Annotated in this window: 20 protein-coding genes; 4 read left to right on the forward strand and 16 right to left on the reverse strand. The window is 71.2% G+C overall.

Going from position 1 to position 22,777, the window contains the following annotated elements; all coding sequences use genetic code 11:
- Positions 1–17: 17 nt before the first annotated feature.
- Complete coding sequence (locus F7Q96_RS15140) at positions 18–665, reverse strand: DNA-3-methyladenine glycosylase I (RefSeq protein WP_053823227.1); 648 nt, start codon at positions 663–665, stop codon at positions 18–20.
- 249 nt (positions 666–914) lie between these two features.
- Between F7Q96_RS15140 and F7Q96_RS15145 the strand changes: the two genes are divergently transcribed.
- Positions 915–1,811, forward strand: coding sequence for a DODA-type extradiol aromatic ring-opening family dioxygenase (locus tag F7Q96_RS15145; RefSeq protein ID WP_082371566.1), 897 nt, complete (start codon positions 915–917; stop codon positions 1,809–1,811).
- A gap of 16 nt (positions 1,812–1,827) precedes the next feature.
- Here F7Q96_RS15145 and F7Q96_RS15150 read toward each other — a convergent pair whose 3' ends face one another.
- The 3 genes from F7Q96_RS15150 to F7Q96_RS15160 form a co-directional block, all read right to left on the reverse strand.
- The gene (locus F7Q96_RS15150) at positions 1,828–3,153 is read right to left on the reverse strand and encodes an MFS transporter (RefSeq protein ID WP_151022905.1); all 1,326 of its coding nucleotides are present in this window, start codon (positions 3,151–3,153) and stop codon (positions 1,828–1,830) included.
- Between the two features lie 151 nt (positions 3,154–3,304).
- Entirely contained in the window at positions 3,305–3,718 is a 414-nt protein-coding gene (locus tag F7Q96_RS15155; RefSeq protein ID WP_053822712.1) for a VOC family protein, read from the reverse strand.
- Between the two features lie 30 nt (positions 3,719–3,748).
- Positions 3,749–4,096, reverse strand: a complete 348-nt coding sequence (locus F7Q96_RS15160; protein ID WP_053822711.1) for a GFA family protein — start codon at positions 4,094–4,096, stop codon at positions 3,749–3,751.
- A 179-nt stretch (positions 4,097–4,275) separates the two neighbouring features.
- On the opposite strand from F7Q96_RS15160, the gene F7Q96_RS15165 reads away from it, so the two are divergent.
- Positions 4,276–4,890: an HD domain-containing protein gene (locus F7Q96_RS15165; protein ID WP_053822710.1), complete on the forward strand. Its 615-nt coding sequence runs from the start codon at positions 4,276–4,278 to the stop codon at positions 4,888–4,890.
- Between the two features lie 85 nt (positions 4,891–4,975).
- Here the strand turns inward: F7Q96_RS15165 and F7Q96_RS15170 are convergent, their stop codons facing one another.
- Entirely contained in the window at positions 4,976–8,569 is a 3,594-nt protein-coding gene (locus F7Q96_RS15170; protein WP_053822709.1) for an indolepyruvate ferredoxin oxidoreductase family protein, read from the reverse strand.
- Between the two features lie 311 nt (positions 8,570–8,880).
- Here F7Q96_RS15170 and F7Q96_RS15175 point away from each other — a divergent pair, with 311 nt between their 5' ends.
- Positions 8,881–10,272, forward strand: coding sequence for an NYN domain-containing protein (locus tag F7Q96_RS15175; RefSeq protein ID WP_151022907.1), 1,392 nt, complete (start codon positions 8,881–8,883; stop codon positions 10,270–10,272).
- 48 nt (positions 10,273–10,320) lie between these two features.
- Here the strand turns inward: F7Q96_RS15175 and gspF are convergent, their stop codons facing one another.
- The 11 genes from gspF to gspG all read right to left on the reverse strand — a co-directional run bounded on the left by gspF (position 10,321) and on the right by gspG (position 22,022).
- Positions 10,321–11,538 (reverse strand): type II secretion system inner membrane protein GspF, encoded by a 1,218-nt coding sequence (gene gspF, locus F7Q96_RS15180; protein ID WP_053822708.1) that lies wholly within the window; start codon positions 11,536–11,538, stop codon positions 10,321–10,323.
- A gap of 92 nt (positions 11,539–11,630) precedes the next feature.
- Positions 11,631–13,214: a type II secretion system ATPase GspE gene (gene gspE, locus F7Q96_RS15185; protein WP_170266002.1), complete on the reverse strand. Its 1,584-nt coding sequence runs from the start codon at positions 13,212–13,214 to the stop codon at positions 11,631–11,633.
- Between the two features lie 28 nt (positions 13,215–13,242).
- On the reverse strand, positions 13,243–15,627 hold the full coding sequence (gene gspD / locus F7Q96_RS15190; RefSeq protein ID WP_151022909.1) for a type II secretion system secretin GspD: 2,385 nt from the start codon (positions 15,625–15,627) through the stop codon (positions 13,243–13,245).
- 76 nt (positions 15,628–15,703) lie between these two features.
- Positions 15,704–16,534, reverse strand: coding sequence for a type II secretion system protein N (locus tag F7Q96_RS15195; protein ID WP_151022911.1), 831 nt, complete (start codon positions 16,532–16,534; stop codon positions 15,704–15,706).
- Positions 16,534–17,118: a type II secretion system protein M gene (locus F7Q96_RS15200; protein ID WP_151022913.1), complete on the reverse strand. Its 585-nt coding sequence runs from the start codon at positions 17,116–17,118 to the stop codon at positions 16,534–16,536. Before F7Q96_RS15200 ends, F7Q96_RS15195 begins: the two co-directional genes overlap by 1 nt.
- Entirely contained in the window at positions 17,118–18,584 is a 1,467-nt protein-coding gene (gspL, locus tag F7Q96_RS15205; RefSeq protein ID WP_053822705.1) for a type II secretion system protein GspL, read from the reverse strand. Before gspL ends, F7Q96_RS15200 begins: the two co-directional genes overlap by 1 nt.
- Before the next feature lie 295 nt (positions 18,585–18,879).
- Positions 18,880–19,908 carry a type II secretion system minor pseudopilin GspK gene (gene gspK, locus F7Q96_RS15210; protein ID WP_390884882.1) on the reverse strand — a complete coding sequence of 343 codons (1,029 nt, stop codon included), beginning with the start codon at positions 19,906–19,908 and terminating at the stop codon, positions 18,880–18,882.
- Positions 19,905–20,588, reverse strand: coding sequence for a PulJ/GspJ family protein (locus tag F7Q96_RS15215; RefSeq protein ID WP_053822704.1), 684 nt, complete (start codon positions 20,586–20,588; stop codon positions 19,905–19,907). The genes gspK and F7Q96_RS15215 overlap by 4 nt, the downstream gene beginning before the upstream one ends.
- Positions 20,566–20,994, reverse strand: a complete 429-nt coding sequence (gspI, locus tag F7Q96_RS15220) for a type II secretion system minor pseudopilin GspI (protein WP_053822703.1) — start codon at positions 20,992–20,994, stop codon at positions 20,566–20,568. Before gspI ends, F7Q96_RS15215 begins: the two co-directional genes overlap by 23 nt.
- On the reverse strand, positions 20,991–21,503 hold the full coding sequence (locus F7Q96_RS15225; protein WP_053822702.1) for a GspH/FimT family pseudopilin: 513 nt from the start codon (positions 21,501–21,503) through the stop codon (positions 20,991–20,993). Before F7Q96_RS15225 ends, gspI begins: the two co-directional genes overlap by 4 nt.
- Positions 21,504–21,536: 33 nt before the next feature.
- Entirely contained in the window at positions 21,537–22,022 is a 486-nt protein-coding gene (gene gspG, locus F7Q96_RS15230) for a type II secretion system major pseudopilin GspG (RefSeq protein ID WP_053822701.1), read from the reverse strand.
- A gap of 251 nt (positions 22,023–22,273) precedes the next feature.
- Here gspG and F7Q96_RS15235 point away from each other — a divergent pair.
- A partial coding sequence (locus F7Q96_RS15235) for a type II secretion system protein N (RefSeq protein ID WP_151022915.1) occupies positions 22,274–22,777 on the forward strand: 504 nt, incomplete at its 3' end.

A 22,777-nucleotide genomic window follows, 5' to 3' on the forward strand; every position in this document is an offset into this window, starting at 1 on the left:
GCCACGGCGGCCGTCGGTCAACGCGGCACCTTGAAGGCCGCCCGTTTACGCTGCGCTTCCTCGCGCGCCCAGCAACCCTGCTGGTGGTCGTTGACCATGCCCATCGCCTGCATCAGCGCATACATCGTCGTCGGCCCGACGAAGCGCCAGCCCCGTTTCTTCAGGTCCTTGGACAACGCCGTCGCCTCGGGGCAGGTCGTCATCGTGCGCAGTACCTCGGGCGTCAGCACGGCCGGCCGGCTCTTCGGGTCGGGCTCGTAGCGCCACAGATAGGCGGCCAGCGACGACTCCGTCTCGAGCAGCTCGAGCGCGCGCTGGGCGTTGTTGATCGCCGCCTCGATCTTGCCGCGGTGGCGCACGATGCCGGCATCGCCGAGCAGCCGCTCGATGTCGCGCTCGCCGAAGCGGGCCACCTTCTCGACGTCGAAGTTGGCGAACGCCTTGCGGAAGGCCTCGCGCTTGCGCAGGATCGTCAGCCAGCTGAGCCCCGCCTGAAAGCCCTCGAGACACAGCTTCTCGAACAGGCGGCGGTCGTCGTCGACCGGATACCCCCACTCGTTGTCGTGGTAGTGGCAATAGTCCTCGAGCGTGCCGCACCAGCCGCAGCGGGGCAGCGGCGTGACGGGCGCCGGTCCGGCCTGCTTCGGTCTGGTGGTGGCGGGCATGGTGGTCATCGTCTCTCCGTCGTCTCGGTAGTCTGGGTTGTCTCGAGGGCGTTGATCGGCCGGGGCTGGCGACCCGGCAGGCAAGCCGCCATGTTAGTGCCACTTCGCCCCCGCTGGCAGGGGACCACGCCGCAACGCTGAATTTCAAAATATTTGACCGACCCGTCCGCAACGCTTCACGCCCGGGCGGTGGGGATTTGTCAAACTAGGCCGGTATTCCACGAACCCACGATGTCGAAAGGACCCCCCATGCTGCCCGCGCTCTATGTCTCCCACGGCTCGCCGATGCTGGCGATCGAACCCGGCCCGGTCGGCCCGGCGTTCGATGCGCTGGGCGAGCGCCTGCGCGCCGTGAAGCCGCGCGCGGTGCTGGTGATCTCGGCGCACTGGATCTACAGCACGCTGGCCGTGACCACCGCCGAGCGGCAGCAGGCGTGGCACGACTTCGGCGGCTTCCCGCCGGAGCTTTATGCGCTGCGCTACGACGCGCCGGGTTCTCCCGCGCTGGCGGGGCGCGTCAAGGCGCTGATCGAGGCCGCAGGCATCCCGGGCGCGGGCTTTGTCGCGCTGGACGAAGCCAGGCCGCTCGATCACGGCGCCTGGCTGCCGATGCGGTATTTCTTCCCGAAAGCCGACGTGCCGGTGGTGCAGCTGGCGCTGAACCCCTACCTGGACCCGGCCGTGCAGATCGAGATCGGCCGCGCGCTGGCGCCGCTGCGCGACGAGGGCGTGCTGGTGGTCGGCTCCGGCAGCTTCACGCATAACCTGCGCGAGGTGTTCGGCGAGGAACGGCCGGTCCAGCATGGCGGCGCGGCCGAGCCCTATGTCGAGGCGTTTCGCGGCTGGATGGTCGAGGCGCTGGACGAGGCGCTGCGCAGCGGCGATACCGCGCGCATTTCACGCTACCGCAGCGAGGCGCCGCATGCGCGCCGGGCCCACCCGACCGACGAGCATCTGCTGCCGTTCTTCGTCGCGCTGGGGGCCGCGCTGGGGCCCGTCGGCGCCAACGCAGGCCCTGCAAACGCTGGCTCGCCTGCCCCCGCCAGGGCGGCGGAGGTCGTGCGCGCGACCGACGCGGTGACCTACGGCGTGCTGGCGATGGACACCTTCGTCTTCGACGGCATGGGCGTGGCCGCAGCGGCTTGAGTATGGTGGCGGCCGGCTAGGCCCCGGCCGGCGGCGCCCCCAGCATGCCGCGCCGGCGCAGCGCATAGGCGAACGCGCCCAGCGCCGCCAGCCCCAGCAGCACCATCGCCCACAGCATCAGCCAATAGCCGCCGGCCGCGCTCCACATCAGCGCGCCGAGCCACGGGGCGATCGCCTGCATCAGCAGCACCGGCGTCATCATCAGTCCGTTCAGCGTCGCATAGTGGTGCCGCGAGATCAGCTCGGGCATCGCCATCGCGCGCAGCATCGTGTTGATGCCGTTGGCGCAGCCGTACAGCACCGCGGCCAGCATCAGCCATTTGCCATGGCCCAGCGCCAGCGTCAGCAGGCCCAGGCACATCACCAGATAGACCGGCATCGCGATCCTCACAGGCTGCCGCGACGGCATGCGCGCCATCGCCAGGCGGCCGATCACCTGCGCCGGTCCGATCAGCGCGGCCACCATCAGCTGTTCGCCGACCGGCAGGCCCTTCTCGTTGAGCATCGGGATCAGGTGCGCGCCCAGCAGCGAGGCCACCACCGCCAGCGCGGTGAAGGCGAGCACCACGGCCCAGAACACCGGATCGCGCAGCGCCAGCGTGGCGATGCCTGGCGAGCCCGCGCCCAGCGGCGCGACCGGCTGCACGCTGGCATAGGTCGGATGCGGCCTGAAGCGCAGCCTGGCATGCAGCGGCGCGCAGACCAGCAGGTTCAGCGCGGCGAAGATCAGCAGCGTGCCGCGCCAGCCGATATGCAACACCAGCCATTGCGCCAGCGGAATGAAGATGGTGCTGGCAAAGCCCGCCACCAGCGTCACGATGACGATCGACTTCTGATAGCCGTCGCCGTAGGCCTGGCGCAGCACGACAAAGGCCGGCTCGTACAGCGTGGTGGCCATCGCCAGGCCGAGCGGCACCCACATCAGCAGGAACAGCGTCGGATTCGGCGTCCAGGCCCACAGCATCAGTCCCAGTCCGGCCAGCACCGAGCCGCTGCCCATCACCCAGCGGGCCGGTGCGCGGTCGAGCAGCCGGCCGACCGCAAACGAGCACAGCGCCCACACCAGCAGCCCCAGTGAATAGCCGCCGGCCAGGAACGGCTTGCCGTAGCCGAGCGTCCGGCTCATCGGCTCGATGAAGACGGTGAAGGTGAAGTACAGCGTGCCCCACGAAATGGTCTCGGTCAGGCCCAGCACCCACGCAAGATGGCGGGGCGGTTCGGACCAGGGGGCGGGATGGGGCTGTGGCTCGGTGGATTCCGCCGCGCCGGTGGCGCTTGCCGCGGCAGGGGCGGAGCCGGCGGTGTCGGGGCGCGGACCGGAAGAGAGGTCGGGTGTCGTCATGGCATGCGCCGGGGAGGCCGGCGCCGTGGCCACCGATGCGATGCCGGCGGCGCATGTTAGGGGGAAACCCGATTGTAGCGGCGCTCCGGCGCCGCGTGCGCGGGGCGTTGCGCCGCGGCATCGCGCGTCGGCCCCTTTGCTCGTCCAGGCGCTATGCCCTGGTGTCGGGCGGTCCCTTCAGCTCGATCACATTGCCATCGGGGTCGCGCAGATAGATCGACGGTCCGGTGCCCTCGGCCCCGTAGCGCGATTCGACCGGTCCCGCTTCGACGCCGTGCGCGTGCAGATGGGCGGTGATGGCCTGCACATCGAAAGGCTCGACGCGCAGGCAGAAGTGGTCCAGATTGCGGCCCTCGGGACCGGGTGCCGCGCCACCCGCCTTGCCGAGCGGGCCATCGAGCGAGACCAGATCGATCAGGCTGGCGCCGGCGCGCAGCTGCGTCAGCCCCAGCTTCGGCTGCTCGCGCTCCAGCGTGCAGCCCAGCACGTCGACGTAGAAGCGCAGCAGCGCCGGCACGTCGGCGCTTCGCAGGACCAGATGATCGATGCCCCGGATCGTCAGCATGGTGTCAGTGCGGCGGCATTAGAGGCAACACTACAGGCGGCGCCCGTCGAACGGGATGACCTTGAGCTTGTCCAGGTCGATCCCCTCCAGGCAGCGCGCATTGACCGCCGCCGTCGGCTTGCCCTTCGGATCGATGGCTTCGCCGAACGGGCCGCAGCCGCACACCGGGCAGAAATGGTGGGCGATCTTCATCGTGTGGAAGCGATAGGTCGAGTAGTCCGACTCGGGCGTCTTCAGGTGCAGGCGCTCGCGCGGCACGAACCACAGCAGATGGCCGCGACGCTGGCAGATCGAGCAATTGCATGACAGCACGGCGTCGATCTCGCCCTCGACCTCGAATGCGATGCGGCCGCAATGGCAGCTGCCCTGGTATGGCATGGTGTTCTCCTCGGTTCCGTGGAAGGTGCCGCGGGTCGCTTCAGCGGGTGGGCTCCAGCCGGCGGGTCCGGGCTGGTGGCGGCGATTGTCGGTATCCCGACAGTGTAGCGGCATCAACCGGTGTCACAATGCCGGAATCCCCAAGAGCGCATCAGCGCCGACCCCACCAGGAGACCACCATGAGCGAATCCCACCAGGCGCCGCGTGCGCGCTTCAGCCATATGGAACAGGGCACCCGCGAAGACTGGGCCGCGATCTCGGCCGAGTTCATGCCCTATGCCGCCGCGCTGCCCGACCGCGTGCTGGCCCATCTGCGGCTGCTCGACGGCGATTGCGGCGGCTTCCCGATCGACCGGCTGACCCACTGCCTGCAGACCGCCACGCTGGCCCACCGCGACGGCCGCGACGAAGAATACGTGGTCTGCGCGCTGCTGCACGACATCGGCGACACGCTGGGCAGCTACAACCATCCGGACATCGCCGCGGCGATCCTGAAGCCCTTCGTCAGTGCCGAGAACCTGTGGATGGTGGAAAAGCACGGCGTGTTCCAGGGCTACTACTTCTTCCACCACCTGGGCCTGGACCGCAACCTGCGCGAGCAATTCCGCAGTCAGCCCGAGCTGTTCGAGCGCACCGCGGAGTTCTGCGCGAAGTACGATGCGGCGGCCTTCATGACCGACTACGACACGCTGCCGCTGTCGTTCTTCGAGCCGATGGTGCGGCGCGTGTTCGCGCAGCCGAAGAACTCGATGTATGTGAAGAAGGGCGAGGACAAGCTGGCGCAGGTGGAGTAGGGCAGCGACGGCATCCCGCGCCGGTTTTCTCCCCCTCTCCCACAAGTGAGAGAGGGGAGCCAGCCCGCGGGGATCCAGGGTAGCCTCAAGCCGCCTGCTGCCCCTGCGCCGGATTCCTGAACTGCGCCAGCAGCGTCTGCCAGCGCGAGCGCGCTGCCTTCAGGTTGTTGGCCTTGACGTGGCCGAAGCCGCGGATGTCGTCGGGCAGGCTGGCCAGCGCCACCGCGGTGCCGTGGTTGGCGGCGTTCAGCCCCGCCGCCAGCTCGTCGAGCAGCGCCCGGTACTCGCCGATCAGCGCGCGCTCGGTGCGGCGCTCCTCGGTCTTGCCGAACACGTCCAGCGGACCGCCGCGCAGGCCCTTGAGCCTGGCCAGCAGCTTGAACATCGTCATCGTCGACGGGCCGAAGCGGCGCTTGATCAGCCGGCCCTGCTCGTCGTGCCTGGCGATCATCGGCGGCGCCAGCCAGAAGTTCAGCTGGTAGTCGCGGCCCGGCTCGCCCTCGAACTGGTTGCGCAGCTTGTCGAGGAAGACCGGATCGGTATAGAGCCGCGCGACCTCGTACTCGTCCTTGTAGGCCATCAGCTTGGCGAGGTTGCGTGCCACCGCCTCGGTCAGCGGCAGCGGCTTGCCTGCACCCACCAGCGCGCTCTCGGCCGCGCGCACGCGATTGACCGCATCGCGATAGGTCTGGGCATAGGCCGCGTCCTGGTAGGCGGTCAGGTGCTCGGCGCGATGGGCGATCAGCTTCTCCAGCAGCGCGCCCGACGAGGTCGGCAGCTTGACCACGTCGGCGCCCTCGGCGGTGCGCTTCAGTTCGCCGGTCAGCGACAGCACATGCTCCGGGTCGTGCGCCATATGGCGGCCCCATTCGAACGCGGCCTTGTTCTTGTCGACCGACACGCCGTTCAGTTCGATCGCGCGCACCATCGCGTCCAGCGACAGCGGCACCCAGCCCTTCTGCCAGGCATAGCCGAGCACCAGCGGATTGGTGTAGATCGCGTCGCCGAGCAGCGCCACCGCCAGCGCGCTGGCATTGACGAAGTCGCATTGCTCGCCGACCGCGTTGCGCACGTCCTGCTCGGCAGACAGACCGGGGAACTGCCACTTCGGATTGCGGATGAACTCGGCGGTCGGGGTTTGCGCGGTATTGACGATCGCGCGCGTGCGTCCGGCCTGCGCCTTGGACAGGACCTCGTCGGTGGCCGACACGATCGCATCGCAGCCGATCACCAGGTCCGCCTCGCCCATCGCGATGCGGGTGGCGTGGATGTCCTCGGGCCGCGCGGCGATCTGCACGTGCGACAGCACGGCGCCGCCCTTCTGCGCCAGGCCCGCCATGTCGAGCACCGTGACGCCCTTCTGTTCCAGGTGCGCGGCCATGCCGAGCAGGCCGCCGATGGTCACCACGCCGGTGCCGCCGACGCCGGTCACCAGCACGCCGTAGGGCTTCTCCAGCGCGGGCAGCGCCGGCTGGGGCAGCGGCGGCAGGTTGGCCATCGACACGCCGTGCGCCTCGGGCTTGCGCAGCTGCGCGCCCTCGGCCGTCACGAAGCTCGGGCAGAAGCCGTTCAGGCAGGAGAAGTCCTTGTTGCAGGACGACTGGTTGATCTTCCGCTTGGTGCCGAGCTCCGTTTCCAGCGGTTCGACCGACAGGCAGTTCGACTTGACCGAGCAGTCGCCGCAGCCCTCGCAGACGGTGTCGTTGATGAACACGCGGCGGGCCGGGTCGGGGAAGCTGCCGCGCTTGCGGCGGCGGCGCTTCTCGGTCGCGCAGGTCTGGTCGTAGATCAGGATGGTGCAGCCCGGCACCTCGCGCAGCTCGCGCTGGACGCGGTCCAGATCGTTGCGATGGTGGATCCTCACGCCCGCCGGCAGCTTGATCGCGGCGCTGTACTTCTCCGGCTCGTCGGTGACGATGTCGATCCGCTTCGCGCCCTCGGCCGCGACCTGGAACGCGATGTCCTGCACCGACAGCTGGCCGTCGACCGGCTGGCCGCCGGTCATCGCGACCGCGTCGTTGTACAGGATCTTGTAGGTGATATTGACGCCGGCCGCGATCGACGCACGGATCGCCAGCAGGCCCGAATGGAAGTAGGTGCCGTCGCCGAGATTGGCGAACACGTGCTTGTCGCCGGCGAACGGCGCCTGGCCGATCCAGGCCACGCCCTCGCCGCCCATCTGGCTGAAGGTGCTGGTGCTGCGGTCCATCCAGACCGTCATGTAGTGGCAGCCGATGCCGGCCAGCGCCCGCGAGCCCTCGGGCACGTTGGTCGAGGTGTTGTGCGGGCAGCCCGAGCAGAACCAGGGCTTGCGCTCGGCCGCGACGCGGGGCGTGGCCAGCGCGCGCTCCTTGGCCTCGATCACCGCGATGCGCGCGGCGATGCGCGCGCGCACGTCGCTGGGCAGGTCGAACTTGTCCAGGCGCGTGGCGATCGCCTTGGCGATGATCGCCGGCGACAGCTCGTAGTGTGCCGGCAGCAGCCAGTTGCTCTGCGGGATCGACCACTCGCCGCCGGCATTGTCCTTCTCGTCGAACTTGCCGTAGACCTTGGGCCGGACGTCGTCGCGCCAGTTGTACAGCTCTTCCTTCAGCGCGTACTCCATGATCTGGCGCTTTTCCTCGACCACCAGGATTTCCTGCAGGCCTTGCGCGAACGCGCGCGCGCCCTGCGCTTCCAGCGGCCAGACGCAGCCGACCTTGTACAGCCGGATGCCGATGCGCTCGCAGGTCTCCTTGTCCAGGCCCAGGTCGGTCAGCGCCTGGCGCGTGTCGAGGTAGGCCTTGCCGCCGGTCATGATGCCGAAGCGCGCGTGCGGCGAATCGATTTCGATGCGGTCGATCCGGTTGGCCCGCACATAGGCCAGCGCCGCGTACCACTTGTAGTCGAGCAGCCGCGCTTCCTGCTCCAGCGGCGGATCGGGCCAGCGGATGTTGAGGCCGCCCGGCGGCATCGCGAAGTCCTGCGGCAGCGCGATCTGCACGCGGTGCGGATCGAGCTCGACCGAGGCCGACGATTCGACCACGTCGGTGACGCACTTCATCGCCACCCACAGGCCCGAGTAGCGGCTCATCGCCCAGCCATGCAGACCGTAGTCCAGGTATTCCTGCACGTTGGCGGGGAACAGCACGGGCAGCCCGCAGGCCTTGAAGATGTGCTCGGACTGGTGCGCCAGCGTCGACGACTTGGCCGAGTGGTCGTCGCCGGCCAGCACCAGCACGCCACCGTGCTTCGACGAGCCGGCCGAGTTCGCATGCTTGAAGACGTCGCCGGTGCGGTCCACGCCCGGGCCCTTGCCGTACCACATGCCGAACACGCCGTCGTATTTCGCGCCCGGGTACATGTTGACCTGCTGCGAACCCCATACCGCAGTGGCGGCCAGGTCCTCGTTCAGGCCCGGCTGGAACACGATGTTGTGGCCGGCCAGGTGCGACTTGGCCTTCCACAGCGCCTGGTCCAGCGCGCCCAGCGGCGAGCCGCGATAGCCCGAGATGAAGCCGGCGGTATTGAGGCCGGCGGCGCGATCGCGTTCCTGCTGCAGCATCGGCAGACGGACCAGCGCCTGCGTGCCGCTGATGTAGATGCGGCCGCGTTCGAGCGTGTATTTGTCGTCGAGGGTAACGTTGGCGAGCGCGCGACGGATGGCGTCGCTGACCGGGGCGGTCAGGGGGGCATTCATGGGTGCTCCTCTTCGGGCATGTTGTCGGGATCGCCGACACACTTCAGTGGTGGGCAGCCGCGGCAGGCCTCTTGTGAAGGCGTTGGCGACCGTGTCTCTGCCCGGCATGGTAGCACCGGCGACGTTGACACGGCACCCTGCGGCGCAGCATCCCAAGCCCCTTCCGGCTCGGCGATTTCCCGAATGGACAAGCCCCGGCGTGTACACTGCACTGCATCCAAGCCCGGCAGCGGGCGGCGTCCGCCGGATGCCCCCCGCCGCGGTGGTGCAACCTCCCACTGCTGGAGCGACCGCTCCCCCAGGACAAACCGATGAATCCAAATCCTCGCCAGGGCACCGCGACCCTGGCCGTTCTGATCGACGCCGACAATGCCGGGCCCGGCATCGTCGAAGGCCTGCTGGCCGAAGTGGCCAAGTACGGCGTGGCCGCCGTCAAGCGCATCTACGGCGACTGGACCAAGCCCAATCTGTCGGGCTGGAAGGAATGCCTGCTGTCGCATTCGATCCAGCCGATCCAGCAGTTCCGCTACACGGTCGGCAAGAACGCCACCGACAGCGCGATGATCATCGACGCGATGGACCTGCTGTACACCGGCCGATTCGACGGCTTCTGCATCGTCTCCAGCGACAGCGATTTCACGCGGCTGGCCTCGCGCATCCGCGAGCAGGGCCTGACGGTCTACGGCTTCGGCGAGCGCAAGACGCCCAAGCCCTTCGTCACCGCCTGCGACAAGTTCATCTACTCGGATCTGCTGCGCGGCGACGTCGGTGCCGACGAGGCGGACGAGGCCGCCGCGCCTGCGCGCCGCCGCAGCGGCGGCGAGCTACGGCAGGACACGCGCCTCGTGCGGCTGCTGCAATCGGCCGCGCAGGCGGTCTCGGACGAGGAGGGTTGGACCACGCTGGGCAGCATGGGCACCCACATCGCCAAGCAGGCGCCCGAATTCGATTCGCGCAACTACGGCTACGGCAAGCTGTCGGAGCTGGTTGCCGCGACCGGCCTGTTCGAGGTCGAGACCCGCAACGGCGGCAACAACAAGACCATCTGGGTCCGGCTCAAGCGCCGCGGCGAGCAGCGCAGTGGCGAACAGCGAGGCGGTGAGCAGCGAGGCGGCGAACAGCGCGGCGGCGAGCAGCGGGGTGGTGAGCAGCGGGGTGGTGAACAGCGAGCCGGTGAGCAGCGGGGAGACAGGCACGACCACGCGGGGCAGGGTGGCCAGGGGCGGGGCGGTCAGCGCGGACGCGGCAGCGCGGCCCCGGAACCGGCACTGGAACCCGCACTGGAACCGGCACCGGCCGAAGCCGCGCCGGCCGTCGGCGAACCCGTGCCCGCGCCCGAGCCGGAGCAGTTCGACGAGCCCGCGGTAGCCGCCGCGACCGAGCAGGCCGGCCATGCCGCCCATGGCAATCCCGAACCCGCGGCGGCGCCGCGCTCGGCGCGCGGCCGCCGGGCCTCGCGCCGTCCGGACGTGAAGCTCAGCGACACGCCATGGCCGATCGACAGCACGGTGTTTGCCGCGCCGGCCGCGGCGGGTGAAGCGCTGGAGGTTCCAGGCGCCGACGCGCCGGCGATGGCCGAGCCGGAGGAACCGGTGGAAACCGCCGGATCGGTGCAGTCCAGCGAGGCCGCGCCGCCCGCACGCAAGCGCCGCAGCCCGGCTCCGCGCAAGCGCGCAGCGAAGAAGTCGGCGGCTGCGGAATAACGCCGAGAAGTCGATCGTTCCGGTCCGCCTCGCGCGGCGGACCGCGCGCTACCTCACCAGCTGATTGATCTCGATGATCGGCATCAGCACCGCCAGCACGATCAGCAGCACCACCACGCCCATCGTCAGGATCAGCAGCGGTTCGAGCAGGCTGGTCAGGAACAGCGTGCGCCGTTCCAGTTCCTGCGCCTCGCCCTGCGCGGCGCGCTCCAGCATCGTCGGCAGATTGCCGGTGGCTTCGCCGGAGCGGATCAGGTGCACCAGCACCGGCGGAAACTGGTTCTGCGCGGCCAGCGCGCGCGCCAGCGACGAGCCCTCGCGCACGCGCGTGGTGGCGTCCTCGACGTTGGCGCGCAGTGCCTCGTTGCCCAGCGTCTCGCCCGCGGCCTGCAGGCTGCGCAGGATCGGCACGCCGGCCGACACCAGGATCGCCAGCGTGCTGGCAAAGCGCGCGGTGTTGTAGCCGCGGATCAGCTTGCCGGCCAGCGGCGCGGTCAGCAGCCAGCGATGCCATTCGAGCCGCACGCCGGGCTGGCGCAGCATGGCGCGGACCGCCATCACCGCCAGCACCAGCACGATCAGCGCGGCCCACCACCATTGCCGCACGAAGTCGGACAGCGCCAGCATGATCACCGTCAGCAACGGCAGCTTCTGCTTGGTGTTGGCGAACACGCTGACCACCTGCGGCACCACGTACGACAGCAGGAAGATCACGATCGCGAATGCCACCACGGTGACGATGGCCGGATAGGTGAAGGCCAGCCGGATCTTCGCGGTCAGCGCGTTGCGGGTCTCGATGTAGCCGGCCAGCTTCTCCAGCACCAGGCCCAGGTGGCCCGAGTGCTCGCCGGCGGAGACCAGCGCGCGATAGATGTCGGGGAAGTCGCGCGGGTGCTGCGACAGCGCGACCGACAGCGCGCTGCCGCCCATCACCTCGGCGCGCACGCCGGCCAGCAGCTCGTGCACGTAGGCGCGCTCGGCCTGGTCGGCCAGCGCCGCCAGCGCTTCATCCAGCGGCAGGCCGGCGACGATCAGGCTGGCCAGCTGGCGCGTGAACAGCGCCAGCTCCTGCGTCGACAGCCGGCGGCCGAAGCCGACCGCGCTGCCGCGCGCGGCCTGCGCCGCGCTGCCCAGCGCATCGACGGTCAGCGGGGTCAGCCCGCGCGTGCGCAGATGGGTGCGGGCCTGCTTCGGGCTGTCGGCCTCGATGACGCCGCGGTCGGTCTTGCCGGCGGCGTCGACGGCTTCATAGCGGTAGGCTGGCATGGCTCAGGTCACGGGGTTCGGTGGCACGGACCTCGGCACGGGGCGCGCTCGCAAGCGTTCCATCCCGGCTTCAATCGCGCTTCGATCGCGCTTCAATCGCGCGTCACGCGCAGCACCTCTTCCAGCGAGGTCGCGCCGCTGTCGATCCAGCGCTGCGCGTCGCCGCGCATCGTATGCATGCCGTTGGCGAGCGCGGTCTGCTTGATTTCGGATTCGGGCGACTGGCGATGGATCATCGTGCGGATGCGGTCGTCGACCACCAGCAGCTCGTAGACGCCCATCCGGCCCTGGTAGCCCGATTGCCCGCACTTGTCGCAGCCGACCGGGTGCCACAGCTTCTGCAGCGGCTTGCCGTCGGCCAGCAGCGTCTCGGCTTGCGCCGGCGTTACCGCGATGGTCTCCTCGCGTTTGCACTGCGGGCACAGCCGGCGTACCAGCCGCTGCGCCAGCACGCCGAGCAGCGACGACGACAGCAGGAAGGGCTCGATCCCCATGTCGACCAGCCGGGTCACCGCCGAGGCCGAGTCGTTGGTGTGCAGCGTCGCCAGCACCAGGTGGCCGGTCAGCGAGGCCTGCACCGCAATCTGCGCGGTTTCGAGGTCGCGGATCTCGCCGATCATCACCACGTCCGGGTCCTGGCGCAGGATCGCGCGCAGCGCCTTGGCGAAGGTCATGTCGATGCGCGCATTGACCTGGGTCTGGCCGATGCCGTCGAGGTCGTATTCGATCGGATCCTCGACCGTCATGATGTTGGTGGTGCGCGCATCGAGCCGCGACAGCGCCGCGTACAGCGTGGTGGTCTTGCCGGAGCCGGTCGGGCCGGTCACCAGCACGATGCCGTGCGGCTGGCGGATCAGCTCGTCGAAGGCGTGCAGCGTGGCGGGCGCCATGCCGAGCTTGGCCAGGTCGAGCCGGCCGGCCTCCTTGTCGAGCAGACGCAGCACGGCGCGCTCGCCGTGGCCGGTCGGCAGCGTCGACACCCGCACGTCGACCGGCCGCCCGCCGACGCGCAGCGTGATGCGGCCATCCTGCGGCAGCCGCTTCTCGGCGATGTCGAGCTGGGCCATGATCTTGATCCGCGAGATCAGCGCGCCGTGCAGCGCCTTCTTCGGCCGCACCACGTCGCGCAGCGTGCCGTCGACGCGAAAGCGCACCACCGAGGCCGATTCGAACGGCTCGATATGGATGTCCGAGGCGCCTTCGCGCGCGGCCTGCGTCAGCAGCGCGTTGATCATGCGGATGATCGGCGCGTCGTCCTCCGATTCGAGCAGGTCCTCGACCGCGGGAATGTCCTGCATCAGCCGCGACAGGTCGACCTCGCCCTCGACTTCGCCGACGACCTGCGCGGCGGTGCCGTCCTGGCGGTTGTAGGCGTCGGACATCGCCCGTTCCAGCGCTTCGGGGTCGAGCACGCGCAGATGCAGCGGGCCGTGCACGCGCGCGAGCTCGGCCAGCGCCGCCGGCGAGGTCGCGCGGCTGACCCAGACCTCGAGCCCGTCGGCGCGCTGGTGCGCGACCAGCAGCCTGGCCTCGCGCGCGAAGCCGTAGGGCACCAGGCGCGCCGCGATCGGGGAGGACAGCGGCGTGTCGACGGGGCTCGCGGCGGCGTTGGCGTTGGCCGGGGCGCCGGGCGCCGGCGCGGCCGGGCCGGGAAGGGAAGAGGGGACTGTCGCCATCGTGATCGCCTGTATGGTCTGCCCGCGTTCAGGCGCCTTCGCCCTGGTTCGGCGCGCGCGAGGTCGGGCCCGGCGGCGGCAGCGTCTGCTCGAGCGGCAGCGGACCGGGCACCGGCCCATTGTTGCGCGGATCGACGAACGGCGCGGCCGGCGCGTCTGCGGGCGGCAGCACCGGCGTCTGCGTGTCGCGCATCATCATGTTCGGCGAGACGAAGCCCTGCTGCTCGCCGCGGATATAGCCGTAACGGTCCTGCGTGATGCGGTCGGTGGCGCCGGAGGTGCGCATCACGTAGGGGCGCAGGAACACCAGCAGATTGGTCTTCGCGCGCGACTTGTTCTCGTAGCGGAACAGCCCGCCGATCCACGGCAGGTCGCCCAGGCCCGGCACCTTCTGCACGCCGTCGCCGTAGTTGTCCTCGATCAGGCCGCCCAGCACGATGATCTGGCCGTCGTTGACCAGCACATTGGTCTCGATCGAACGGACATTGGTGGTCGGGCCCTGGATCAGGTTGGTGGTGCCCGGCACCACCGACGACGACTCCTGGTAGATCTGCAGCTTGACCAGGCCGCCATCGGTGATCTGCGGCTTGACCCGCAGCGTGATGCCGACATCCTTGCGGTCGAACGTATTGAACGGCGTGCCGCCGCCGACCGCGTTGTTCTGCGCGTAAGAGCCGGTGGTGATCGGAATGTTCTGGCCGATCAGGATCTTGGCTTCCTCGTTCTCCAGCGTGATCAGGTTCGGCGTCGACAGCAGGTTGACGCTGCCCTGGCTGCCCAGCGCGCGCAGCAGCGCACCGAGGCCCAGCGCGCGGTTGACCACGCCCAGGTTCAGGCCGCCGATGTCGGGCACCAGCCCGGCCGCCCGCTCGATCCCCGCGGCGCCGTTCTGCGAGATGTCGTAGACCGCGCCGCTCAGGTTGATGATGTTGCTGCCGCCGGTGCCGAAGTTGGTGCCGGCGAAGAAGTTGTTGTTGCCGCCCGCCGAACTGAGGATGCCTTGCCACTGGATGCCGAGCTCGGCCGCCTGCGTCGAGGTCACCTCGACGATCATCGACTCGATGTAGACCTGCGCGCGGCGCGCGTCGAGGTCGTCGATCACCGCGCGCAGGCTGCGGTAGACCGCTTCGCTGGCGGTGATGATCAGCGAGTTGGTCGACGGATCGGCCTGGATGATGCCGCCGGTGGTCGGAATCTGGTTCGGCGCGAACGAGGCGGAGAAGGCCGAGCCGGTTCCGCCCGTGCCGCCGCCGAAGCCGCCGCCGGTGCTGCCGGTGCGGCCGTAGCCGCCCATGCCGGTCGTGCCGCCGGTGAACTGGCCGGTCGGCGCGGCGATGTTCTGCGCGCCGGCCATGCCCGCCGCGCCACCGGCGGCGCCGGCGATCCCGCCGATGCCGCCCTGGCCCTGCTGGGCGACGTTGAAGCTGGCATCGGCCGCGACGATCGCGCGCAGCGTCGGCGCCAGCTTGACCGCATCGGCGTTCTTCAGCGGCACCACCCAGATGTTGCCCGGGCGCGCGTGCGGCTGGTCCAGCTTCTCGATCAGCTGGCGCGCCTGCTGCAGGCGCGCGCGGCTGGTCGCGCGCACCAGCAGCGCGTTGCTGCGCGGCTCGGCGACGACCGAGGTGCGCAGGCTGGCATCGACCGCCGGACCGGCCGCGCCGCCCGGCGCGCCGCCGGCCGCGCCCGGGTCGAGCAGGCGCTGCAGCACCACCGCGGCATCGCTGGCGATCGCGTATTTCAGCGGGATCAGCTCGACCTCGCCCGACGCGGGCGCGTCGATTGCCGCGATGATCCGGCCGATGCGCCGCAGGTTGTCCGCGTAGTCGGTGATCACCAGCGTGTTGTTGGCCGGATAGGCCGTGATCGTGTTGTTCGGCGCGATCATCGGGCGCAGCACCGGCACCAGCGCGTTGGCCGACTCGTAGTTCAGCCGGAACACCTGCGTCACGACCTGGCCGCCGCGGCTGGCGCCGGCGCCGACCACGGTCGGCGAGCCCTGCAGCTTGGCGTCGGCCTCGGGCACGACCTTGGTGAAGCCGTTGGCCTCGACCATCGCATAGCCCTGCATCCGCAGCACCGAGCCCAGCGTTTCCAGCGCCTGCGCCCGCGACACCGGCGCCTCGGTGACCAGATTGACGGTGCCCTTGACGCGCGGGTCGATCACGAAGTTCTTGCCGGTGGCCTGGCCCACCGCGCGCACGACCGCTTCCAGGTCGGCGTTGACGAAATTGAGCACGACCTCGTCGCGGTTGCGCGGCGTAATGTCGGGCGGGGCCGGCACGGCGGGGCTCGCCTGTCCGGGTGCCTGCGCCCAGAGCGGGGCCGGCGCCATCAGCGACAGGGCGCACAGCGCCGTGACGGCGCGCGCGCAGGCGGTGGGCAGGATGGGGCGTCGGTCTGTTGTCGTCATAAGCGTCGGTTGGTTGCGCGGCCCGGTGCCTGGCGCGGTGCCTGGCGTCGTGCCAAGCGTCGTGCCTTGCGCCGGATCAGAAGCGCAGCCTGGTCACATTGTTCTCACGTCTTCCCAGCAGGCTCAATAGGGAGGCCAACTGATTGGCGGCGTCGGGGTCCGCGTGGGCGGTGCCCTCGAAGCGTGCCTGACGGCCCAGCGGTCCGCTGCCTTCCAGGTGCAGCGGCCCCGCCACGGTCGAGAGCCGCAGCATGCCGGTGGGGCCGGTCCAGTCGATCTCGGCGCGGTAGCTGCCGAGCGGCCGCAGCCGGCTGACGGCCGATGATACTTGGTCGATGCGAAGCGTCAGGTGGCCGTACAGTCGGGCCGGCCGGCCGCCGCTGCCCGCGTCCGCGCGGAAACGGCCCTCCAGCGCGCTCCAGTCCAGCCGCATCGCGCCGTCCGGGCGCAGCGTGTTGAACGGCGCGCCGATCCCTTCGAGCAGCGAGGCCGGCAGCCGCAGCGATCCGGACTGGGCGCGCCAGCCGGACGGCGTCACCGTGACCGCGACCGGCGCCGGCATCGCCTCGGTGTGCTGGGCGACCAGCCGCAGCGAGCCGGTCAGCAGCGGCCAGAACGCGACCTGCCACTGCAGGCGGCCGGGCAGCACCGTGGCGGTGCGGCTGCCGGCGCCGGCGGACAACGCCAGCGTGGCGCTGCCGCGCCACAGCGAGCCGGCGGCATCGGCCAGCAGTACGCGGCCCTCGGTGCGGCTGGCGACCGCGTCGGCGATCCAGGCGGCCGGCAGCGCGGCAATCATCGTGACCACGACCGTGGCCAGGCCCAGCAGCGTCCAGCGCAGCAGGCCACGGCGGCGGGCGGGCCGCGGCTCGCGTCGCCGCAGGCGCAGCGCTTCCAGCCGCGCCATCAGCCGCGTCCGCCCGGACGCTCGGGGCCGGCCCCGGGTCCCTGCAAGGTGGCGGTGACGTTGACGATGGCGGTGGCGCCGACGTAGACGATGCGCGCGTCGGTGACCTTCAGGCGCTGCTGCTGCCGCACGTCCGACAGCCAGGCCGCCACCGCGCCGAACGGCACCTTGTCGAGCTGCACCTGGATCGTGTTGTCGCCGGTCGGTGCGACGCGGCTGGGGCTCAGGCCGTGCTGGGCGAGGCCGTCGCGCAGCGCCTGCACCAGCGCCTCGCCACGCAGTGCCGGCGCAGGGCTGGCCGACAGGCCGCGCGCCTCCTGCGCCAGCGTTTCCATCTCGGCCAGCTGGGCGCGCAGTTCGGGCAGGCTCTTCTGCAGCCGCTCGCGGCCTTCGGCGGCGGGCTCCCACAGCACGCTGTAGCCGATCGTCAGCGCCAGCAGCGCGCCGCCGACCGCCAGCAGCGTCTGCTCGCGCGGATTGCGCGCGGTCCAGAAGGCCTCGGCCTGTTCGCGCCAGCGTGCCGGTATGCGCGGACGCAGCTTGCCGAGCTTCGCCGCCAGGCCGGCGGAGGTGGTGGCGCGCATCACGACAGCGCTCCGGGCTTGATGATCCAGCGCGAGCCGGCGGGCGCGGGGCCGCCGCCGGAACGGGCGGGTTCGGCCGGCGCGCGGTCTTCTTCCATCGACAGGCCGGCCTGGCGCGCGGCCTGGCGCAGCGCATTGGTGTCGGTGCCGGGCTTGAGCGTCGCGTGCAGGGTCTTGCCGCGGTATTCGAGCGCCAGCAGCGCGTCCGGCGGCAGCTGACGGCCGGCCTGGGCGAAGCGGTCGGCCAGCGGCAGGAAGTCGTCGGGCGTGCTGCGGCCGCTGGCCAGGCGCAGCTGCTCGACCTGGCGGCGCATCTGCAGCGGCGGATCGACCACCACCGGCATGCGCGGGAAGGCGCTGCGCAGCAGCTGGGTCTGGGCCTGCTGCAGCCGTGCCTGCTCGCCGCGCAGCATCAGCCAGTGGATGTTCAGCGCGGCCAGGTGGACGAGCAGCAGCGCGGCGGCCAGCGCCAGCGGCGCGCGCCACGCGCGCAGGTTCCAGCGGTCGGCGCGGCCCTGCGCGAAGTCGAACTGCGCCAGATCGAGCGCGCTCTCGCGCAGCGCGGCTTGCGCTCCCTCGATCCAGACCGGCCAGCCGAGCGGGCGTACCGAGTTCAGCGTCGGCAGCGCCGCGGCCTTGCGGTCGGCGTACCAGACGCCTGCCGGCGCCAGCGCCTGCCAGGCGGCCAGTGCGTCGTCGCCGAGCAGCAGGCCGTAGCCCTGATAGCGGTCGGTGCGCACGGTCAGCTGCCAGACCGGCGCGGCCTGGCCGGTGTCCGCCTCCCCGTCCAGCAGCGGGGCCGCGGCGGCCAGCGCGCTGGAGGCGGCCTCGAGCGCCAATGTGGCGGGCGGCTCCGACGGCTCGGACGGGGCGGCCGGTTCGGGCGCCGCGGCGGGACCGGCGGGGCTCGATGCGTGCGCGGCGGCGGCCTGGTCCGCCGCCGGCAGCAGCGGCAGGCAGAACTGTGCGGCGAGCAGATGGCGGCGGCGATGGCGGTGCTCGGCGAAGGCGTCGAGCACCGCGCGCAGCCAGGCGCGCTCGGTCACCATCAGCAGGCGGCGGCGCGGACCGCGCGCCGCGGCGGCCGCACTGCTGGCATCGGCAGCGGCTTGCGGGGCCTCCGGCCCGACCGCGATATGGCAGGCCTGGGCATCGGCTGCCAGCGAATCCTCGACCAGGTTCGGCAGCGCCAGCTTGAGCCGGTTCGGCGCCAGCGGCGGCACCGCGGCGGTGGTCACCAGCACGTCGGCGGCGGCGACGATCAGCACCAGCCGGTCGGCCGCCGGCAGCTCGGCGATCGGCGCCTGGCCCTCGCGCAGCAGATGGCCCGCGGCGGGCGCACGCTCGCGCCGGCCCTGGGCGGCGACGGCATCGCGCACCAGCGCGAACGGCATCGCCCCGAAGCGCCAGGGCTGCGGTTGATCGTGGGGGCGATGCGGCAGGCGGACGAACAGGGTGGTGCTCAAGGTTTCCTTGGGACTGCGCGGCAGTAAAGATGGATGGCGGAATCGTCGACGGCGTGGCGGCGCGTCTGCAATCTGGCCCGGTTCCATGCCAGGGCTTGGTCCGGCCCGGTCTCGGCTGTGCCGGCAGCGATCGCCGTTTGCATAGCCGGGTGCCGGTAAATGCCTTTCCGCCAAGGCATCAGCATACCTTGCCTTTGTGGCGGATTCGCGTCAACCGTTTCGGGGACGTGCGGCAGGCCGCGGTGCGGGCGGTTTGCGCGTTCGCGGCGGGCGGCGGCGATCGGCATCCCATCCATCAGCGCAGCTCCGGCATCCGCTCGAGGTCGCGGGTCCAGACCACCTGGGTCGCCTGGGCGCTGCCCAGGATCGCCGCGCGCCGAACCAGCGAGACCTGCATCCGCACCGCCCGCTCGTGGCGGATCAGCCCGTAGATCAGGAAGTAGTGCGAGCGCGTCTCCAGCGCGGTGCCGACGCCGGCATCGGCCTGCGGCGCGATCGCGCGCAGCTGGGTCTGCAGGTCGCCGACGTTGTTGAAATAGGCTCGGTCGCGCTGGCGTACCAGTTCGCGGGCGCGATCGAGCGGCAGCTTGTCGATGACCGCGGCCAGCACCTCGGGATCGGCGGTGTTGGCGTTGACCGGCGTGCGGTCGGGCAGCAGGTCGACGAAGGGTTCGAGCACCGGCAGCATGTCGGGCTCGTAGCCGGGGATGGCCATCAGGTCGGCCAGGCTGTCGGGCGGCCGCGGCGCGGCGCGGCCGGCGCCGGCCCGCTCCGCCTCGAGCAGATAGCGCGCGGTCGCCTCGGCCAGCCCCTGGTTCAGCCCCAGCACGCGCAGCAGGCGCCGATAGGCCGCGAGCCCGGCCGGGTCGATGGTCACCGAGATGCCGCCGTTGGCGCCCGCGCTGGTGGTGACCAGGTTGCGCAGATTGAAGCGGGCCTGTGCATCGAGGATGCGGCCGGACAGGAACGAGGTTTCGCCGGCGCGGTCGGTGCGCAGCGCGGCGCCGAGGAAGTCCGACAGCCGCGTCTCGGCGATCGGCACCGCCCACGGCTCGCCGAGATGGTCGACGTTGGAGCGGCGCAGGTCGTCGCGCAGGATCAGCCGCGCCCAGTCGACCGCGGCGCGTTCGATCCAGGCGGCCTGGGCCACCAGCCGCTGGTTCTCGACCGAGCGGATCTGCACCTGCTGGCGCCACAGCAGACCGGACACGACGACGACCGCCAGCGTGACGATCAGCAGCGCGGTAACCACGGCGGCGCCGCGGTGGCGGCCGGCTCGCGGGCGCACGGAAGGGGCGCGGAAGGTGCCGTTCATCGCGCTCATTGCCCCGTCATGCACAGCTTGTCGAAGCGGCGCGGCGTGTCGCCGTCGCCCATCCGCGCCACCACCACCAGTTCGAGCCCGCGCAGCGCGCCGGCCGGCACGCCGATCTGCGCATTGCTGGCCGGTACCGCGCTGGCCGCCCCGATCCGCAGCGCCGCGCGCAGCTCGCCGCTGGTATCGCGCCAGCCGCCCGGCTCGACCCAGGCGCGCGCGGCCAGTCCCTCCGCGTTCGGCACCAGCGGCCGCACCAGCTCGCCGCCGCCGCCGGGCTGCCGCAGCGCGATCAGCGCCGCCTGCACCCCCTGGCGGTTGTCCAGCGGCGGCGAGGCGGCGCGCACCACGGCGCCGTTCTCGACGCGGTATGCGACCACCTGCCACGCACCGGGCAGTCCCGGCTCGCGGCGATCGCGCACCAGCAGCAGCCGGCCGTCCTCGAGCTCGACCGGGCTCTGCTGCAGCGCCTCGGGGCGGGCCAGGTTCTCGCAATCGGTCTGGAACTGGCCGTACAGCAGCTTCAGCGCGTCGAGCCGCTGGTCGTGGTCGACCAGGCGTTCGCGGCCGCGCGTCATCGCGTCCAGACCCCGCCAGCCCATCACGGCCATCACCGCCAGCAGCGTGATGGCGACCAGCATCTCGATCAGCGTGAAGCCACGCGCCTCAGAGCAGGTTGCGCGTTTCATTGGGAACGATGGTGACCAGCCAGGCGAGCCGCACCGAGCGGTCTTCGGCGGACGGGTAGACCGCGATTTCGACGCGGCGGAAGGCGGGGTTCGGGGTCGGCGCGACGGTCTGCTCGCAATAGAGCGCGATGCCGCCCTGCGGGCAGGGCGCGCCGCGCGTGCCGGGTTCGGGCCAGGTCTTGGTCAGGCGCAGCGCGACCAGCTGGTTGTCGGCGCTCCAGCCGGCCAGCATGCGCTGCTGCAGCGAGCCGCCGGCCTCGATCATCGAGCCCATCGCCCGCATCGCGGCGGTCAGCGCGACCGCCAGGATCGTCAGCGCGACCAGTACCTCGATCAGCGTGAAGCCGCGCGGGCGGCGGCCGGGCGTTCCCGCACGAGGGAGGCGGGCGCGGCGGTGCGGAATCATTGCGCGCTGGCGAAATAGCGGCCGGTGCCGTCGCCGGTCACCTCGACGCGGACATTGCCGCGTACCAGCACCAGCTGCCGCGGGGCGTCGATCCATTCGCGGCCGAACACCAGCCGCGCGCCGCCCTGGCCGGCGGCGCCGGCGGTCACCGCGACCTGGTCCAGCGGCAGCCGCCACTGGCCCGGCGCGAAGACGTCGTCGAGCAGCGGCATCCAGCCCGACGGCGTCGCCTCGAGGAAGCGCCAGCCCTGCGGGTCGGCTTCCCAGGCCAGCGGCCGGGCGCGCAGCTGCGCCTCTTCCTGCGCCAGTTCGAACAGGCGGGCGACCTTCTGGCCGTCGTCGAGGATGCGGCCGCGCTCATTGGGCGTGGCGTTGATCGCCACCATCGACACCACGATGCCGGCCAGCACCATCACGACCAGCAGCTCGAGCAGCGTGAAGCCGCGTGACCGTCTGCGCGACGGGGGCGCGGCATGCGAGCGTTGGGTGCGGTGCGGGCCGGTGGCCATGATGAAGACGGGCGTCGGCCGGCGGCGGGACCGTCAGTCCCAGTTGCCGATATCGGCGTCGTTGCCATTGCCGCCGGCCTGGCCGTCGGCGCCGAAGCTGAACACGTCGATCTCGCCGCGCACGCCCGGGTTCAGGTACTGGTACGGCTGGCCCCACGGATCGCGCGGCAGCTTTTCCAGATAGCCGCCGCCCTTCCAGTTGTTGGGGATCGGCTCGGTGGTCGGGCGGGTGACCAGCGCCGCCAGTCCCTGCTCGGTGGTCGGATAGCGGCTGTTGTCGAGGCGGTACAGCTTCAGCGCCTGCATGATCGACGAAATGTCCTGGCGCGCCGCGACGATGCGCGCTTCGTCCGGGCGGCTCATGATCTTGGGCACGACCAGTGCCGCCAGCACGCCAAGAATCACGATCACCACCATGATCTCGATCAGCGTGAAGCCGGCACGGCGGCGGCGCAGGCGGGCGGCGCCGGATTGGCTGGTTCGGGCGAGGGCGGAGCGGGACGGAGTGTTTCTGCGCATCGGGTTTTCAGGCCTAGGTTGTCGACGGAGTCGAAGCCGGCGCGGCGACCGCGTCGCGCACCGGTGGGATGGTCGTCCAGTATACCCGCGGCTTGTGACGCCTCGGTACCGGACAGGCACCGACATCGCCGCTGTCCTCGCGAGGGCGGCGGCCGTCATGCGGGCCGCAAGACAATCGACATGACGCTCTGTTACGCTTGCCGCCATCGACAACCTGCGGCGGCCCATCGCGGACCGCCCGACGCGATCTCGTGCCACTGTCCCTGCCATCCGCTTTCCGTTTCGATGCCGGCGCCGCCTGGCTGCCTCGCGTCGCCACGCTGCTGCTATTCGTCGCGCTGTGCGCGCTGGCGACGCGTTGGGTGCTGACGTTCAGCGCGATGGATACGATCCCCGTGCCCAAGACCGCCCGCGTCGCGCAGACCGAGGCGGTCGAGACCGGCGCCATCGCGACGCTGTTCGGCGGCAGCCCGCAGGCCGGCGTGCGCGACGTGCAGTTGCTCGGCGTGATCGCCGACCCGGCCGGCGGCGGGGCGGCGGTGGTGTCGATCGACAACGGCCCGCCGAAGGCGTTGCGCGCCGGCGCCGCGCTGTCGCAGCAGATCCGCCTGGTCGAGATCCGCGACCGCGCGGTCGTGATCGAACGCAATGGCGCGCGCCAGACCATCGCGCTGCCGGCCCGGCCGCTGGCGGCGCGCGGCACGCCGCCGCGCGCCACGCCGGCGCCATTGGCGACCCCGCCGTCGGGCGCGGCC

The sequence above is a fragment of the Cupriavidus gilardii genome (assembly GCF_008801915.1).
Lineage (GTDB): Bacteria > Pseudomonadota > Gammaproteobacteria > Burkholderiales > Burkholderiaceae > Cupriavidus > Cupriavidus gilardii.

Bases quoted from the DNA above. Each gene is read 5' to 3' on its own strand.
- F7Q96_RS15140 (WP_053823227.1), bottom strand. From the start codon at position 665: ATGCCCGCCACCACCAGACCGAAGCAGGCCGGACCGGCGCCCGTCACG.
- F7Q96_RS15145 (WP_082371566.1), top strand. From the start codon at position 915: ATGCTGCCCGCGCTCTATGTCTCCCACGGCTCGCCGATGCTGGCGATC.
- F7Q96_RS15150 (WP_151022905.1), bottom strand. From the start codon at position 3,153: ATGACGACACCCGACCTCTCTTCCGGTCCGCGCCCCGACACCGCCGGC.
- F7Q96_RS15155 (WP_053822712.1), bottom strand. From the start codon at position 3,718: ATGCTGACGATCCGGGGCATCGATCATCTGGTCCTGCGAAGCGCCGAC.
- F7Q96_RS15160 (WP_053822711.1), bottom strand. From the start codon at position 4,096: ATGCCATACCAGGGCAGCTGCCATTGCGGCCGCATCGCATTCGAGGTC.
- F7Q96_RS15165 (WP_053822710.1), top strand. From the start codon at position 4,276: ATGAGCGAATCCCACCAGGCGCCGCGTGCGCGCTTCAGCCATATGGAA.
- F7Q96_RS15170 (WP_053822709.1), bottom strand. From the start codon at position 8,569: ATGAATGCCCCCCTGACCGCCCCGGTCAGCGACGCCATCCGTCGCGCG.
- F7Q96_RS15175 (WP_151022907.1), top strand. From the start codon at position 8,881: ATGAATCCAAATCCTCGCCAGGGCACCGCGACCCTGGCCGTTCTGATC.
- gspF (WP_053822708.1), bottom strand. From the start codon at position 11,538: ATGCCAGCCTACCGCTATGAAGCCGTCGACGCCGCCGGCAAGACCGAC.
- gspE (WP_170266002.1), bottom strand. From the start codon at position 13,214: ATGGCGACAGTCCCCTCTTCCCTTCCCGGCCCGGCCGCGCCGGCGCCC.
- gspD (WP_151022909.1), bottom strand. From the start codon at position 15,627: ATGACGACAACAGACCGACGCCCCATCCTGCCCACCGCCTGCGCGCGC.
- F7Q96_RS15195 (WP_151022911.1), bottom strand. From the start codon at position 16,534: ATGGCGCGGCTGGAAGCGCTGCGCCTGCGGCGACGCGAGCCGCGGCCC.
- F7Q96_RS15200 (WP_151022913.1), bottom strand. From the start codon at position 17,118: ATGCGCGCCACCACCTCCGCCGGCCTGGCGGCGAAGCTCGGCAAGCTG.
- gspK (WP_390884882.1), bottom strand. From the start codon at position 19,908: ATGAGCGCGATGAACGGCACCTTCCGCGCCCCTTCCGTGCGCCCGCGA.
- F7Q96_RS15215 (WP_053822704.1), bottom strand. From the start codon at position 20,588: ATGAAACGCGCAACCTGCTCTGAGGCGCGTGGCTTCACGCTGATCGAG.
- gspI (WP_053822703.1), bottom strand. From the start codon at position 20,994: ATGATTCCGCACCGCCGCGCCCGCCTCCCTCGTGCGGGAACGCCCGGC.
- F7Q96_RS15225 (WP_053822702.1), bottom strand. From the start codon at position 21,503: ATGGCCACCGGCCCGCACCGCACCCAACGCTCGCATGCCGCGCCCCCG.
- gspG (WP_053822701.1), bottom strand. From the start codon at position 22,022: ATGCGCAGAAACACTCCGTCCCGCTCCGCCCTCGCCCGAACCAGCCAA.